This is a genomic window from Stutzerimonas stutzeri, from assembly GCF_000219605.1.
In the GTDB taxonomy this organism is placed as follows: domain Bacteria; phylum Pseudomonadota; class Gammaproteobacteria; order Pseudomonadales; family Pseudomonadaceae; genus Stutzerimonas; species Stutzerimonas stutzeri.
On record NC_015740.1, the window covers coordinates 1,999,208 to 2,013,711 of the forward strand.

Annotated in this window: 14 protein-coding genes and 1 riboswitch; of the genes, 1 reads left to right on the forward strand and 13 read right to left on the reverse strand. The window is 66.8% G+C overall.

The genetic code is table 11. The annotated features are described in order from the left end of the window. Positions 1–13 precede the first annotated feature (13 nt). The gene (glnT, locus tag PSTAB_RS09420) at positions 14–1,378 is read right to left on the reverse strand and encodes a type III glutamate--ammonia ligase (protein WP_013982698.1); all 1,365 of its coding nucleotides are present in this window, start codon (positions 1,376–1,378) and stop codon (positions 14–16) included. Between the two features lie 142 nt (positions 1,379–1,520). Here glnT and PSTAB_RS09425 point away from each other — a divergent pair, with 142 nt between their 5' ends. After that, the gene (locus tag PSTAB_RS09425; RefSeq protein WP_013982699.1) at positions 1,521–2,543 is read left to right on the forward strand and encodes an alpha/beta fold hydrolase; all 1,023 of its coding nucleotides are present in this window, start codon (positions 1,521–1,523) and stop codon (positions 2,541–2,543) included. 3 nt (positions 2,544–2,546) lie between these two features. Here the strand turns inward: PSTAB_RS09425 and PSTAB_RS09430 are convergent, their stop codons facing one another. The 12 genes from PSTAB_RS09430 to atzF all read right to left on the reverse strand — a co-directional run bounded on the left by PSTAB_RS09430 (position 2,547) and on the right by atzF (position 14,386). Further along, positions 2,547–3,386: an ABC transporter ATP-binding protein gene (locus PSTAB_RS09430; protein ID WP_013982700.1), complete on the reverse strand. Its 840-nt coding sequence runs from the start codon at positions 3,384–3,386 to the stop codon at positions 2,547–2,549. Between the two features lie 2 nt (positions 3,387–3,388). After that, a complete protein-coding gene (locus PSTAB_RS09435; protein ID WP_013982701.1) occupies positions 3,389–4,267 on the reverse strand; it encodes an ABC transporter permease in 879 nt (292 codons plus the stop codon). Beyond that, positions 4,264–5,073 (reverse strand): hypothetical protein, encoded by an 810-nt coding sequence (locus PSTAB_RS09440; RefSeq protein ID WP_013982702.1) that lies wholly within the window; start codon positions 5,071–5,073, stop codon positions 4,264–4,266. Before PSTAB_RS09440 ends, PSTAB_RS09435 begins: the two co-directional genes overlap by 4 nt. Positions 5,074–5,122: 49 nt before the next feature. Beyond that, on the reverse strand, positions 5,123–5,782 hold the full coding sequence (locus PSTAB_RS09445) for a cysteine hydrolase family protein (protein WP_013982703.1): 660 nt from the start codon (positions 5,780–5,782) through the stop codon (positions 5,123–5,125). Then, positions 5,779–6,540, reverse strand: coding sequence for a creatininase (locus tag PSTAB_RS09450; RefSeq protein WP_013982704.1), 762 nt, complete (start codon positions 6,538–6,540; stop codon positions 5,779–5,781). The genes PSTAB_RS09445 and PSTAB_RS09450 overlap by 4 nt, the downstream gene beginning before the upstream one ends. Beyond that, entirely contained in the window at positions 6,537–7,421 is an 885-nt protein-coding gene (locus PSTAB_RS09455) for a DMT family transporter (RefSeq protein ID WP_013982705.1), read from the reverse strand. The genes PSTAB_RS09450 and PSTAB_RS09455 overlap by 4 nt, the downstream gene beginning before the upstream one ends. Then, on the reverse strand, positions 7,418–8,173 hold the full coding sequence (locus PSTAB_RS09460; RefSeq protein ID WP_013982706.1) for an SDR family NAD(P)-dependent oxidoreductase: 756 nt from the start codon (positions 8,171–8,173) through the stop codon (positions 7,418–7,420). Before PSTAB_RS09460 ends, PSTAB_RS09455 begins: the two co-directional genes overlap by 4 nt. Further along, a complete protein-coding gene (locus PSTAB_RS09465; RefSeq protein WP_013982707.1) occupies positions 8,173–8,961 on the reverse strand; it encodes an SDR family NAD(P)-dependent oxidoreductase in 789 nt (262 codons plus the stop codon). Before PSTAB_RS09465 ends, PSTAB_RS09460 begins: the two co-directional genes overlap by 1 nt. Before the next feature lies 1 nt (position 8,962). Further along, positions 8,963–9,985, reverse strand: a complete 1,023-nt coding sequence (locus tag PSTAB_RS09470) for a fatty acid desaturase family protein (protein WP_013982708.1) — start codon at positions 9,983–9,985, stop codon at positions 8,963–8,965. Positions 9,986–10,030: 45 nt separating this feature from the next. Further along, on the reverse strand, positions 10,031–11,032 hold the full coding sequence (locus tag PSTAB_RS09475; protein ID WP_013982709.1) for an ABC transporter substrate-binding protein: 1,002 nt from the start codon (positions 11,030–11,032) through the stop codon (positions 10,031–10,033). 48 nt (positions 11,033–11,080) lie between these two features. Then, positions 11,081–11,183, reverse strand: a riboswitch (guanidine-I (ykkC/yxkD leader). A gap of 296 nt (positions 11,184–11,479) precedes the next feature. Further along, positions 11,480–12,451, reverse strand: a complete 972-nt coding sequence (locus tag PSTAB_RS09480; protein WP_041771724.1) for an aldo/keto reductase — start codon at positions 12,449–12,451, stop codon at positions 11,480–11,482. Positions 12,452–12,583: 132 nt separating this feature from the next. Continuing rightward, positions 12,584–14,386 (reverse strand): allophanate hydrolase, encoded by a 1,803-nt coding sequence (atzF, locus tag PSTAB_RS09485; protein WP_013982711.1) that lies wholly within the window; start codon positions 14,384–14,386, stop codon positions 12,584–12,586. Positions 14,387–14,504: the final 118 nt, after the last annotated feature.

Genomic DNA, 14,504 nt, shown 5'->3' on the forward strand with positions numbered 1-14,504 from the left:
CGGTACTCCCGGTTCAGAAGAACTTCAGATAGCGCTGGATTTCCCAGTCGGAAACATGGGTGTGGTAGGCATTCCATTCGTCGCGCTTGAACTCGACAAAGGCCTGGTACATGGCATCGCCGAACACCTGGCGCGACAGCGGGTCGGCCTCGAAGGCGTCGATGGCTTCGCTGAGGGTGCGCGGCAGGGTCTCGATACCCATCTGCGCGACCTCCCGTTCGCTGTAGTGATACATGTTCTCGCGGTGCGGCTGGCCGGGATCGAGCTTGTCGCGGATGCCCTCCAGGCCGGCGGCGAGGATCATCGCGGCACCGAGGTAGGGGTTGCAGCCGATGTCGGCGGCGCGGCATTCGACCCGCGCACCCTGGGACGGAATGCGCAGCATGTTGGTACGGTTGTTGTTGCCGTAGCAGCAGAACACCGGCGCCCAGGTCGAGCCGGACATGGCGCCCTTGCGGATCAGTCGCTTGTAGCTGTTGACCGTAGGCGCGATGACCGCGCAGATGGCCTTGGCGTGTTTCAGCACCCCGGCGATGAAGTGATAGGCCAGCGGGGTCACGCCGCAGCCGTAGGGGTCTTCGCCATCGACTTCGAACAGGTTCTTGCCGGTCTCGATGTCGGCGAGCGACATGTTGTAGTGCGCGCCGCTGCCGGTGCGGTTGGCCGAGGGCTTGGGCATGAAGGTGGCGAAAGCGCCGTGCTTGCGGGCGATCTCGTTGGCCATCATGCGGAAGAACACGAAGCGGTCGGCCATGCCGAGGGCGTCGCTGTACTTGAAATCGGTTTCGAACTGGCCGTTGGCGTCCTCGTGGTCGAAGGAGTAGACACCCCAGCCCATCTCGTTCATCGCCTGCACCAGTTCGTCGACGATGGGCAGGTTGTCCATCAGCAGGCGCGGGTCGTAGCAGGGCTTGGCCATGTCGTCGCGCTCGGAAATGGGCGCGAAGCCGCCATCCGGGGTGTCCTTGAACAGGAAGAACTCGGTCTCGATGCCCAGGTTGAAGGTGTAGCCCAGCGCTGCAGCGGCTTCGGTCTGGCGCTTGAGGATGCCGCGCGAGCAGGCGTCGAAGGGCTTGCCGTCCAGGTAGAGGTCACTGGCGAACCAGGCGAGATCGCGGTTCCAGCTGCACTGGGTGGCGGTCGCCGGGTCTGGCATCGCGGCCACCTCGTTGTCGCTGATCTCCTGCGGGACGCCGTCCAGCGCCGCACCGGTGTAGAGCTCGGAGCCGCGGAGCATCTGGCCGAGATGGGCGATGGGGACGAACTTGCCCTTGATCACGCCGTGGATGTCGACGTAGCTGGCCATCGCGTACTTCACACCCTTGTCCTGCAACTGCTGTTTCAACTCCTCGACGGAGGAGAGGGGAAAGCTGGTCATCGGCTTGCGCTCCTTGGAGTCATGAATGGCGGCCGGGGCCGCTGGCACGATTCCTTCATCCAATATACATGCCAGCGTGTATAGAAACGGGCCGACGCTGGTGCCGCCTGGCGCCCTCTGCGCCACTGCAGGAGTCACGCAGATGATTGAAATAAAAAGGGAAAAGAAATTTTTTGCGCTGGGCGAAATGAGCCTCGAAAACGGCGAACGCCTGCGCAATGCGCGGCTCTGCTATCAGGTAGTGGGCACGCCGAACCGCGCGCGGGACAACCTGGTGCTGATTCCGAGCTACTACGGCGGCACACATTGGGGCAGCCTGCCCCTGCTTGGTGCGGATGGCCCGCTGGCAGGTGGCGATTACTGCGTGGTGCTGACAAACCTGTTCGGCGCAGGCTGGTCGACTTCGCCGAGCAACGCTGCGCCCGGTCAGGGCGCAGCGGACTTCCCGCGGGTCGGCCTGCTGGACAACGTGAGGGCGCAGAAGGCGTTGCTCGATCGGTTGTATGGCGACGACTGGCAGCTCGCCCTGGTCAGCGGCTGGTCCATGGGCGGCATGCAGACGCTGTTCTGGGCAATGGCCTATCCGGAACGGATGCGTGCCATCCTGCCGTTCTGCTGTACGGCACGCTGCTGGCCGCACAATCGGGTGTTTCTCGAAGGGGTGAAGGCGGCGCTGTGCGCCGACGCCGCCTGGCTGGGAGGGCGCTACAGCGTGCCGCCGGAACGTGGTTTGCGGGCTTTCGGCCGTGCCTATGCCGGCTGGGCCTATTCGCAGGCGTTCTATCGTCATGAGCTGTGGCGCGAGATGGGTTTCGAGAGCCTTGAGGCGCTGCTCGACTACTGGGAACAGGATCATCTGGAGCAGGACGCCAACGACCTGCTCTGCGTGCTGCATACCTGGCAATCGGCCGACCCGGCCCGCAGTTTCGCTGCCGGCTCGCTGGCCGAAGCGCTGGGGCGCATCCGTGCGCGGACCATCCTTATGCCCGGCAGCAGCGATCTGTATTTCACCGTCGAGGATGCCCGCCACGAGGCCGCGCTGATTCCGGGTGCCGAGCTGCGGGTGCTCGAATCGGACTGGGGCCATTGTGCCGGTGGGCCGGGCCGCAGCGCGCCGGCCATGCGCCAGGTGTTCGCGGCAATGGCCGAACTGCTTGGCCGCTAGCCTTCAGCCGGCCACGGCGCTGAGTTTGGCCAGCTGCTCGAGGTCGGTGTGCATGCCGGAGGTTTCGCGGATGCGGGCGAGGATCTCGCGCTTGAGCTCAGTGAATTCCGGCGCGAGCTTCATGTCCTGGTGGCGCTGGGCCGGCAGCGGTACCTCGTAGATGGAATCGATGCGCCCGGGGCGTGGCGCCATCAGCACGATGCGGCTGCCCAGATAGATGGCTTCTTCGACATCGTGGGTGACGAACAGGATGGTGCTCTTCTCCAGCCGGTGTACGTGACGGATCAGGTCATGCATGACTTCGCGGGTTTGCGCATCCAGCGCGCCGAAGGGCTCGTCCATCAGCAGTGTCGCGGGTCTGGGCAGCAGGGCGCGGGCAATGGCAACGCGTTGCTGCATGCCGCCGGAGAGCTGGCTGGGGTAGGCATCGGCGAAGCGCGTCAGACCCATCAGGTTGAGCAGGGCATCGGCGCGGCCGGCGGCGGACTCCACGTCTCCATCGTGGCGCACGGTATCGCCGATCACCTTGAGCTGGCGGCAGAACTTGATGTTCTGCATCACCGTCAGCCAGGGGTAGAGGCTGTAGTGCTGGAAGACCATGGCACGGTCGACGCCGGGGCCGTCGATGGGCCTGCCGTCGAGCAGGATCTCGCCGCGACTCAGCGTCTCCAGGCCGGCGATGATGCGCAGCAGGGTGGACTTGCCGCAGCCCGAGGCGCCGACGAAGGTGACGAACTCGTTGGGCTGGATGTCCAGGTCGATCGACTGCAGCGCCTGCACCTCACGGCGCTCGCTGACGAAGGTCTTGCCGACCTGGCGTACACGAATCTTGGCATCGGACATGGTCATTTCCTCATCCAGGGAAAGGCGCGGCGGTGCAACCAGCGGAAGGCCTGATCGGTGATCAGGCCGATGAGACCGATGAGCAGGATGCCCGCGAAGATCTTGTCGGTGTGCATGTAACGCTGCGCCTTGAGGATGGCGTAGCCGAGGCCGGAGTTGGCCGCGACCAGTTCGGCTACCACCAGGTAGGTCCAGGCCCAGCCACAGGTGATGCGCAGGGTGTCGAGCAGCGCCGGCTTGGCCGAAGGCAGGATCACCAGCTTGACGATCTCGCTGCGGTTGGCGCCCATGGTCTGCGCCGCCTCGATCTGCGCCATGGGTACGCGGCGCACATCCTCGGCGACCATCAGCACCATCTGGAAAAAGGTGCCGATGAAGATGATCAGCACCTTGGAACCTTCGTCGATGCCGACCCAGAGCATCACCAGCGGAATGAAGGCCACGGCCGGCATATAACGGATGAAGTCGGTTAGCGGTTCGAGAAAGGCCTGCACCGGCCGGTACGTGCCGATGTACAGCCCCAGCGGCAGGGCGATCAGTGCCGAGGCGCCGAAGCCGGCCATGACACGCCAGACGCTGATGCCGATGTCTCCCAGCAGCCCCTCGCTGGTCCACCAGCGGCCGATGCGCTCGAGCACTGCGCCGGGGCTGGGCATGAACATCGGGTCGGCCAGACCAAGGGCGGTCCACAGCCACCAGACGACGAAGGGCAGGCTCAGCCCGGCGCCGGTGAGCAGCCAGGCGCTGCGCCGCGAGAGCTCGCCGCGAATGCGCCAGAAACTGCCTCTGCGGACCACCGGTTCGGCTCGTGCGACGGGTGCTGTGGTGTGTCGTTGTTGAGCGGCGGGGGCAGTGGAGGGAATGCTGATCTGTGCGGTCATGCGGGGACCTCCTCTGTAGCGGTAGGCACATCCAGTTCGACGCGTTGCCAGCCGCCGGCCGCCGGATAACGGCCCAGCGCGGCGAGGTCCGCGGCGGGCAGACTGGCGGGGTCGGCGAAGTTCCAGTAGCTCGACAGCAGCGCGTCGCCGACGCGGCCGGGCAGCGTCGAATGGGTGATCTGCCAGGGTGTGGCGCCGTTGCGGTGGCGGCCGAAGGACAGCTCGCAGGCCAGCAGCTGCGGCCGCAACGCGGGCCCGACGGCGGCCAGCTGTTCACGCAGATGCCCCGAGCTGGCCGGCAGCAGAATCGGCCGCTCGGCGGCGAACAGGAAGTAGTCGCCCGCTACCAGCAGGCAGGCCTGGCGGGCTGGCTGCTCCGCCGCGCGCAGCCAGATACCCCAGTTGCGCCCCTGCGATTCCGGCAGGCGCTGCCAGATTTCGTGATAGCTGCCGTCCAGCCCGTCTTCCAGCAGCCGTTCCGAGGTCTCGAAGCGCATCAGGCCGATATCCGCAGGCCCGCCCGGCGGCTGGAAGTCGATCAGGCGATGCCACTGGCAGATATCGCCGTTGACCTCGGTGATGCCGGCAAAGCCGGCCTGTTCACTCAGCGCCAACTGCTGGGCATGGCTGCAGGTTTCAAGCGAAGCTGCCGGTGCCACGGGTTGACCCCCCGGCAGACGCAGGTCGGCGTGCAGGCAGGCGGTCTGCAGCCAGTAGACTTCGCTGGTTTCGTCGCGCAGGCCGGCCGTGGTGGTCAGCAGGCGGCGGCGCCAGACGCCGAGATAGGCATCGGGAACGGTTTTCATGGGTAATGCTCCGCAAATGACGTGCTTCGGGCGCGATCAGGCTGGGGGGTCATGGCGATCCCTCCAGTTGGCTCAGCAGCTCTTGGCTGTCGATCACGCTGCCGAACAGGCCGCCTTCCACCTCGATCATCGCCAGCGCAGCCGCATGCAGTTGCGGGTCGGCCGAGGCGCAGGCGTCGCGGACGGTCAGGCAGTCGAAGCCAAGGTCGATGGCCTGGCGCAGCGTCGAGGCCACGCAGACCTCGGTGGTCACGCCGGTCAGGATCAGCCGCTCGATGCCGCGGCGGCGCAGGATCAGTTCGAGATCGGTATGGGCGAAGGCGCTGTAGCCCGGCTTGTCGATCACCGGCTCGCCGGCGCGCGGTTGCAGCTCGTCGATCAGGTCATGGCCGAATTCGCCGCGCACCAGCAGGCGGCCGAGGGGGCCAGGGCTGCCGATGGCAGCGCCGGTGGCCTGGGCGCGGCGGCGTTTGGGCTCGGGCAGGTCGGAAAGATCCGGTCGATGGCCTTCACGGGTGTGCACCACCAGCATGCCCACGCCGCGCGCGCAATCCAGCAGCGCCTGGATCGCCGCGATCGGTGCGCGCAGGCGGCTAACGTCCATGCCGGCCTGGTCGGCGTATCCACCCAGCGCGCAGAAGTCGCGCTGCATGTCGATCACCAGCAGCGCCGTGTGCTCGAGGAGCAGCGGATGCGTCGTCAGGCTCACAGCGCAAACTCCTTGCACACCGCGGCGGCGATGCCTTCGACGATGTCGTGGGCCAGCCGCTGGCCTTTCGCCGCGCTGGAGCCTCTGGCCGAGGACAGCACCCCGGAGGGCGGCACCCATTCGGTACGGGTGGGGTACATGTCGTAGGGCGGAAAGTCGGCCGGGGCGTCGTCGGGAATCTTCTCCAGCGCGACCAGTTGCGGATGGAAATGCAGCATCAGCGAGGTCTCGATCACCGCGGCATGCTCCAGCGCGAAACCGGGGAAGCCTTCCGGGAAGATGTCGGTCAGGGTCTGCTCGTGGCAGAAATCCCAGTGCTCCAGGCGCATTACCTCCAGCCCGGCGTCCGGCCCGAGGTCGCGCAGCGCCAGCTGGATGCCCTCGGCGACGAACCACTGGTTCTCGTAATGCCCGAGCACCAGCACCAGGCGGCGCACACCGTGGCGATGGAACTCACGCACGGCGTCGCGCACCAGGGCGCTCAAGGTTGCGCCATCCAGGCTGGTGGTACCGCAGAAGTGCTGGCCGCCGCCGCATTTCGGTTGCGACTTGTAGCCGTATGACAGCGCCGGTGCCACCAGCCCGCCGACTCGTGCCGCCACGTCGGCGCTGATGGCACTGGCCAGTAGCGCGTCGGTGCCCAGCGGCAGGTGCGGGCCATGTTGCTCGGTGGCGCCGCAGGGCAGAAAGACCACGGCGCCTTCGCGCACGCGGCGTTCGTAATCGACCCAGCTCAGTTGATCCATGTGCACGGTCATGCGCAGGTGCTCCTTGTCGCGATTGAAAGGGGACGTTCCGGCCAGCCGGCGATCAGCGCGGCGGTGGTGATCAGGGCGGCGCCGAGCCATTCGTTCGGGCCGATGGCGTGGCTGCCGAACCAGGCGGACGACAGCACCGCGGCGATCAGCTCGAACACCACCAGCACCGCGGCGCGGCCGGCTTCCAGATGAGTCAGGCCGTACTGTACGGCGGCCATGCTGACCAGCCAGCCGAGGGCGAGCAGGGCGATCTGCCAGCTCAGGGTCAGATCCAGGGGCGGAAGTGGCTGGCGCAGCAGCAGGCAGAACAGCCCACCGAGCAGCGCGCTGCCGACGAAACTGACCAGCGCCTTGCTCGCCAGCGGCACCCGGTCGGCGGCGCGAGTGGCGAGGTTGTTGAGGCTGAAGGCGAGGCCGGCGGAAAGCGCCAGCCAGTCGTTTGCGCCGGGCGCGGCCAGCGCTTCGCTCGTGACGCCGAGGGTCAGGCCGATGCCGAGCATCGCCAGCCCCAGGGCGAACAGCCGCGTGCCGTTGAGGCGTTCGCCCAGCAGCAGCCAGCCGCCGACCATCGCCCACACCGGTGCCAGGTAGAACAGCAGCATCACCCGCACCACGTTGCCCTCCGCCAGGGCGGTAACCAGGGCGGCGGTGGCCCAGCCACCGCACAGGCCCATGGTGAGCACCTGGCGATACTGGCTCGCCCACTGGCGGCGCTGCTGCCAGAGCACCGGCAGCGCCAGCAGGCTGAGCAGCGAATAGGTCAGCAGCACCAGCGGCATGCCGGCCAGGCCGCGGGCGGCGAAGAACTGCAGCGGCAGCCAGCCCAGCCCCCACATGATGGCGCCGCCGATCAGCATGCCCTGTGGCATCAGGCTGTTCATGCGCCCATCCAGGAGCCGCCGTTGGGCCCGAGCAGCTGTCCGGTGAAATAGCTCGCCTGCGGCGAAAGCAGGAAGACGATGGCCGCCGCGACTTCCTCCGGCGTACCCAGGCGCGCCATGGGGATCGCCAGCTCCTTGGCCATCCACTCGTCGCTCATGTGCTCCGGGCTGACCATCGCCGTGGCGATGGGGCCGGGTGCGACGCCATTGATGCGGATGCCGTCTGCAGCGAACTCGCGGGCCAGTGAGCGGGTCAGGCCGATCACCCCGGCCTTGGCCGTGCAGTAGGCGGCGTACTGTTCGCGGCCGAGAAATCCGAGGTCCGAGGCGACATTGACGATGGCGCCGCTGCGCCGCGGCTGCATCTGTGCCAGTGCATGGCGGCAGCAGCGGTAGACGCCGGCGAGATCGACGCCCAGCACCCTTGCCCAGTCGGCCTCGCTGGTTTCGAGAAAGGGCTTTTCCAGGATCACCCCGGCGTTGTTGACCAGCAGATCCAGCGGTCCCTGTGCCTCGATGGTCTCGAACATTGCCGCCACCGCAACCGGATCGCTGACATCGGCCTCGATGGCCCAGGCGCAGCCGCCGCTGGCGATGATCTGCTCGACCATTCGTTCCGCCAGGTCGTGTTGATCGCGATGATTGATCCAGACCCGCGCGCCTTCGGCGGCCAGCGCGAGTGCGGTGGCACGGCCGATGCCGGTCGCTGCGCCGGTGACCAGAGCGGTCAGCCCGGTAAGGATGGCAGCCATCAGTGCATCACCTCGCCGTGGCTGACCGACAGCGCCTGGCCGGTCAGGGCGGCGGCCAGCGGTGAGCCGAGGAACAGGAAGGTGCCGCCCAGATCGGCCGGTGTCAGCAGCTCCGGAATGGCCTGGTTGGCGAGTATCGCCGCGAGCTCGGCGCTGTCGCTGCGGCCGTTGGCGTCCGCCATCACCTTCAGCGAGCGCATGGCCGCATCGGTGCCGATCCAGCCGGGGCACACCGCGTTCACCCGGATGCGCCGCGGGCCCAGCTCCCAGGCCAGCGAGCGGGTCAGGCCGACCACCGCGTGCTTGCTGGCGACATAGGCGGAAAAGCCCGGCACGCCTTTCAGACCCCAGATGGAGGCCTGGTTGATCACGCTGGCGCCGGCGCGCAGGCGTGGCAGCAATGCGCGGGTCAGGCGCTGCATGGAACCGACGTTGTTCTCCAGCAGGGCCGACCAGCGCTGATCGGCCTCGAAGCTGCACTCGCCCAGCGGCGTGGCGTACTCGACGCCGGCGTTGTTGATCAGCACATCGGCGTTGAGGCCGCGGCAGGCGAGGTCATCGGCGTACTGCTGCACCGCCTGCCGATCACCCAGGTCCAGTGCGGTGCAGTGCAGCAGCGTCTCGCCAGCGAGTTCGTCGGCGAGCCGGGCGAGGGCGTCGGCGTCACGGTCCAGCAGCTCCAGGGTGGCGCCGGCAGCGGCGAAGCTCTGCGCCAGGCCCCGGCCGATGCCCCCGGCGGCGCCGGTGATGACCACGCAACGGCCTCGGTAATCCAGTGCCTTGTGCATGTCACACCGCCGTCAGGAACGAGACGCCCACGGCGCCGTAGAAGTTGTCGGCCTTGTTCGGTCCTTCGCTGACCACCCCGTAGTCATCGTCCAGCACGCGGCGTACGCGGTAGCGGTGGAAGCTGCCGAGCAGCTTGCGCATCGGGATGACCTGGTTGTAGGTGCTGCCGTACAGCTCGGCGTGGAGCTTGGGCAGGCGATACCAGGGCGCCACCGGCTTCTCGTGGTGGGCGTTGTGGAAGGAAAAGTTGAGCAGCAGCAGGTTCAGCGCCGGCCAGCGCTCGGAAACCACGTTGCTGTAGGTGTTCTGCTGCTCGTAGCTGCGGTCGCGGCGCTTGTCCTCCGGCAGCTTGCCACCGTCCTCCAGCACGGCGAAGGCCTCGTAGGTGTGCTGATAGGCATCGGCGAAACGCAGCACGCTGAGCATGATCATCCAGGCCACGGCGTAGAGCAGCACGGCCTTCAGCGAGAGCACCGCGAGCCCGGCAAAGAGTAGTGTGCGAATGGCCAGCACCGCGGCGACCTTGCCGCGCCGGGCGCGGTGCTTGTCGTTGTCGGTGATGAAGGGAAGGGCGATCACATAGAAATGCATGATCAGCTCCACCGCCGGCACATAGGCCCATTCCAGCGCCAGCACCAGCTTCTGGAACCACAGCGGGCGTGCCTTGAGGAAGGCCTTGCTGTCGAAGGTGATCACGTCGGCGCGGTCGACGTGGTGGCGCATGTGCTTCTTGCGCAGGTCCTGGAATTCGGCGTAGCAGCTGCCGCACAGCCAGCTGCAGACATTGCCGGCCCATTCGTTGTGCTTGGGCACGCTGAAGATGGCGCCGTGGGCGAATTCGTGGACCAGGTAGGCGGCGATGATCATGCCGTGGGCCAGCAGCAGCGTGCCCAGCACGTTCAGCCAGCCGTTACCGACGAACAGCAGAGCCAGGCCGCCGCCGTAGGCGAGCGCGGTATAGAGGATCGCCAGCGTGTTGGGCAGGCGGCCATCGGCGTAACGGTACAGAGGTTTGGCAGTCATGGTTTTTCTCCAGCACAGGCGGGCGACGGCCCGCCCGGCGTCGGCTTACTGGGCGAGCGCTTCGGTGAACTGGGCGTCGTAGGTCTGGCTGAAATCCGGGATGGTCGGGATCTGCCCGTTGTCCTTGAGCAGCTTGGCGATGATCGCGCCGCTGCCATGGAAGGAATGGGTGTCGTCGCCTGGGGTGAAGCTCTTGCCCATCTCCGCAAGGGGGATGTTGTAGGCGCCGGCCATCTGCTCGACGGCTTCTTCGGCGCTGACGCCGAGCACCTCGCCGATGATCTTCGCCGACTCCTCGGGGTGCGCCTGCATGTAGGCCAGGCCGTCGAGATAGCCCTGGATCATCGCCTTGATGGCGGCGGGCTTTTTGGCGATCACCGCCTCGTCGAAGACCAGCACGTCGGTGATCAGCCCTGGTGCGTCCTTGGACGAATAGACCACCTTGAATTTGTCGCCGCCGCCCATGGAGAGGATCTGCGAAACGTTGGGCTCGTAGGTCACGCCGACCGGCAGGTTGCCCGAGGCCATGGCGCCGGGGATGCCTTCCGGAGTCATGTTGACGGCGTCGATGTCCTTGTCGCTCATGCCGTTCTGCTGCAGCGCGTAGGCCAGCAGGAAGTCGGAGGGCGACAGCGGGTTGAAGCCGACCTTCTTGCCCTTGAAGTCGGCGATGGACTGGATCGACGCGTCGGCAACGATGGCGTCACCGCCGTTGGAGAAGTCGATGGGCATCACCACGCGGTGCTTCAAGCCCTTGGCGACCGAGGCCACTACCTGATCGTAGGTGAGCATGCCACCGTCCAGCGCGCGGCTGAGCATGGCGGTGGGGATCAGCGCCGGGTCGTTGAAGAACTGCAGGTCCACGTCCAGGCCGTGGGGCTTGAACAGGTCTTTCTTGTCGGCGACGTAGAAGGGGCCATAGCCGGCCCAGACCACGGTGCCGATCTTCAGCTTCTCGGCGGCCTGGCTGGCCAGCGGTGAAAACAACGTCGCGACGGCCAGGCCGGCGGCGAGGAGGGTCTTGTTCAGCGAGCGCAGTGTGGACATGGCGTGATTTCCCTACACATTGGAATGACAGGCACGGGATGACATCGCGTCTCCCGGGCTTTTATCCCTCCGTGTAGTCCCGTCCCTGGGACCGGAGAACTCTCGGACCAGCGCCCACTCCCTGTGAGCCGGAACCCTAGTTCTCCTTGAAGTTGCTCCTGATTGTGCCAAGCATCATGAGTGCCGGAGGCGACTCATCCCGTGCAAGGGGGATAGAGCAGGTTGCGTGCCAGATGCGATGGCTGGCAGCGAACTCGCGGAGTTTCAATGAGTTGCAGCTAGCGCCGGAGCCAACACGGGTGGCGCGCCCGGCACGGCGCTGCTCACTAATGGGGAGGCTTGCTCCGCGATAGTGCGGATGGTGCAGCTGATGACACCGTTCCGGCCGACCGCCGCCACGGGCCAGGCGGCGCATGGGGCGGTCAGCCCGTTACGGCTTGGCAGAGGTCAGATTGGCACCGGCGCATCCTCGCGCAGCAGGCCGTCGCGCTTGAGGGTCTGCCAGAACTCGCGGGGCACCTGGGTGTTGAAGTATTCCATGTACTGCCGAGGACGCTCGGGATTGGCCGTGCCCGGGATGACCGAGGCGACCACCGGGTTGGCCAGGCAGAAGTGCAGGACGGCGGCCCGCAGATCGACGCCGCAGCGCTCGGCAGCGGCCTTGAGCTGCTCCCTGCGCTGGGCGACCTGTGGTGGGATCTGGTCGTACTCATAGTGATCGCCACCGGCCAGGACGCCGGAGTTGAACGGTCCCCCAACGACGACGCCAACGTCGCGTGCCTGGCAGGTCGGGAACAGGGTGTCCAGCGCCTCGTCGTGCTCCAGCAGCGAGTAGCGGCCGGCCAGCAGGAACACGTTCGGGTCGCTCTGCTCCAGAGCCAGGCGGCATGGCTCGACCAGGTTGACCCCCAGGCCCCAGCCGCGAATCACGCCTTCATCGCGCAGCTGGGTCAGCGCCTTCGCCGCGCCGTTCATGGCCTGCTGGAAGTACTCGCGCCATTGCGGGCCCCATTGGTCTTCGGAAACGTCGTGGATGAACACCACATCGAGGCGATCGACGCCCATGCGCTCCAGACTGTCCTCGATGGAGCGGCGTGCGCCGTCGGCCGAATAATCCGGCACGCGCTTGTTGGGCAGCTCGTCGACGAAGGGCTTGGCGTTTTCCGGCTGGCTGGCCGGCTGCAGCAGGCGCCCGACCTTGGTGCTCAGGACGTACTCGTCACGCGGCTTGCCACTCAGCAGGCGCCCGAAGCGCTGCTCGGCCAGGCCCGCGCCGTAGTGCGGCGACACGTCGTAATAGCGAAAGCCGGCGTCCCAGGCGGCATTGAGGGTGGCGTCGGCGGTTTCTTCGCTGAGCGGATGGAACATGTTTCCCAGCGGTGCGCCGCCGAGACCGATGCGTGGCAGGGTGATACGCATGGAGTCCTCCTTCGGATGCAGATGGCGCCGACCGGAGTCGGCGTGGCTCTGCATCGGAGGTCGGTCCGGCGCTGGATGTTCCGACAATGCGACGGGATGGCCGCAGTGCAACCCCGTCGCTCCTCGTCTGCCTCAGCTGCGACGCTTCAGATAGGTGCGCCAGCCGCCAAGCTCGGTTATGTCCTGGGCGCCGTCCAGGCCGTAGGGCTCGCAGATGAAGCCTGTTTCCCTGCGGCCGTCGGCGAGCTGCACCTTGCCCAGGCCGAGCGGTGCCGGAATGCCGGTGAGAAAGGAGCCGAGTTCCTGGCTCGGCAGCTCCCAGACTTCAACCTCGACGGCCGCTCCGCCTTCGGCGACGCGAACCATGCCCGGGCGCAGCGGTGGCCCGCCGGCCAGCGCGTAGAGCTTGTAGTCCGGCGAGCTGCGGGTGGTTTCCAGCAGCCGTCCGCCACGCTGCCTGAGTTGCCAGTTCAGCGGCAGGCCGTCCAGGTGCGCTCCGCAGACCACCAGGCGGGCGCGGTCGTTGCGGGCCGGATTCCGGGGCGGCGGGGTAATGAGCGCGTTGCCGCCGATCAACTTCAGCCCTGTCTGATGCTGCAGCGCATCGGCCAGGCTCAGCAGGTACTGGTCGGTGAACACCCGGCCGAACAGCGTCACGCCCCAGGGCAGGCCGTTGTGCATGGTGGCGGCCGGCACCGCGACAGCGGCGTAGTCGAGCATGTTCATGAAGTTGGTGTAGTAGCCCAGGTCCGAATTGCGCTTGACCGGCTCGGCGTGAAGTTCGGCGAGCGTCACTGGGCGCGGGTAGGCGGGCGTCAGCACACAATCGACCTCGGCCATGGTGCGGTCGCAGACGGCCTTGAGTTGCTGCAGGCGGTATTGCGCCTGGAACAGCTGCACGGCGGTTGTACCGGGGGCTTTCTCCAGAACGGCTTTTATTACCGGCAGCACGGCGTCGGGCTGCTGCTCGATCAGCGCTCCCGCCACGCTGTAGCGTTCGGCCACCCAGGGGCCTTCGTAGAGCAGGCGTGCAGCTTCGAGGAAGGGGGCGAAGTCCACTTCCACCGGCTCGCCGCCGAGGGCTTTCAGCTGTTCGATGGTGGCGGCGAACAACGCCGCGCTTTCCGCGCAGCCGAGAAATTCCAGGTGCTGGGGTATGCCGAAGCGGAAGGTCTTGATCTGGCCGAAGGCCGAGCCGTCATTCCACAGCGGGTTGCTACGGCTGTACTCGTCGCGCGCATCGAGCCTGGCGGTGAGCGCCAGCAGCTGACTGGCTTCGGCCGCCGTGGCGGTGAAGAAGGTCACGCAGTCCAGCGTACGGCAGGCCGGGACAACGCCGGCGGTGGAGATCAGCCCTTTGCTCGCTTTCAGGCCCACCAGGTTGTTCAGCGCCGCCGGCACCCGGCCGGAACCGGCGGTATCGGTGCCCAGCGCGAAGGAACAGAGCCCGAGCGCAACGGCTAGCGAGGAGCCAGCGCTGGAGCCGCCGGAGGGGTAGTCCGGGTGCACCGAGTTGCGGCATTCGCCATAGGGCGAGCGGGTGCCGTTGAGGCCGGTGGCGAACTGGTCGAGGTTGGTCTTGCCCAGCGGCACCGCGCCGAGGGCGATCAACTGATCGACGACGGTGGCGCTGGTCTCCGGTGTGTAGGCATACGCGGGACAGGCGGCGGTGGTGGGTACGCCGACGAGATCGATGTTGTCCTTGATGGCGAAGGGAATGCCGTAGAGCGGCAGCTCGGCGGGCGTCTTGCCGTCGAGGGCGGCCAGATACGGCTCGAGCTCCGCGGCCGTCATCAGGTGGATGAATGCGTTGAACTCAGGGTTGAGTTCCGCAGCCTTGTCGCGCAGTGCAATGAACAGCTGGCGCGGGGTGATGTCCCCGGCGGTGTAGGCGGCGCTCAGGGTGGTGAGGCGCAGGTCGAATGTCGTGGTCATCTCATGTCCCTCGTAGGGTGGAAAACGGCGAAGCCTTTTCCACCGCGATGTTCGTTGCCGGCCCGCTGGGCCGGTTGGTGGATCGATAAAGCGCGATCCACCCGACGTTGCTTCGGGT

Coding starts and splice junctions, on each gene's coding strand:
- glnT (WP_013982698.1), bottom strand. CDS start 1,378: ATGACCAGCTTTCCCCTCTCCTCCGTCGAGGAGTTGAAACAGCAGTTG.
- PSTAB_RS09425 (WP_013982699.1), top strand. CDS start 1,521: ATGATTGAAATAAAAAGGGAAAAGAAATTTTTTGCGCTGGGCGAAATG.
- PSTAB_RS09430 (WP_013982700.1), bottom strand. CDS start 3,386: ATGTCCGATGCCAAGATTCGTGTACGCCAGGTCGGCAAGACCTTCGTC.
- PSTAB_RS09435 (WP_013982701.1), bottom strand. CDS start 4,267: ATGACCGCACAGATCAGCATTCCCTCCACTGCCCCCGCCGCTCAACAA.
- PSTAB_RS09440 (WP_013982702.1), bottom strand. CDS start 5,073: ATGAAAACCGTTCCCGATGCCTATCTCGGCGTCTGGCGCCGCCGCCTG.
- PSTAB_RS09450 (WP_013982704.1), bottom strand. CDS start 6,540: ATGACCGTGCACATGGATCAACTGAGCTGGGTCGATTACGAACGCCGC.
- PSTAB_RS09455 (WP_013982705.1), bottom strand. CDS start 7,421: ATGAACAGCCTGATGCCACAGGGCATGCTGATCGGCGGCGCCATCATG.
- PSTAB_RS09460 (WP_013982706.1), bottom strand. CDS start 8,173: ATGGCTGCCATCCTTACCGGGCTGACCGCTCTGGTCACCGGCGCAGCG.
- PSTAB_RS09465 (WP_013982707.1), bottom strand. CDS start 8,961: ATGCACAAGGCACTGGATTACCGAGGCCGTTGCGTGGTCATCACCGGC.
- PSTAB_RS09470 (WP_013982708.1), bottom strand. CDS start 9,985: ATGACTGCCAAACCTCTGTACCGTTACGCCGATGGCCGCCTGCCCAAC.
- PSTAB_RS09475 (WP_013982709.1), bottom strand. CDS start 11,032: ATGTCCACACTGCGCTCGCTGAACAAGACCCTCCTCGCCGCCGGCCTG.
- PSTAB_RS09480 (WP_041771724.1), bottom strand. CDS start 12,451: ATGCGTATCACCCTGCCACGCATCGGTCTCGGCGGCGCACCGCTGGGA.
- atzF (WP_013982711.1), bottom strand. CDS start 14,386: ATGACCACGACATTCGACCTGCGCCTCACCACCCTGAGCGCCGCCTAC.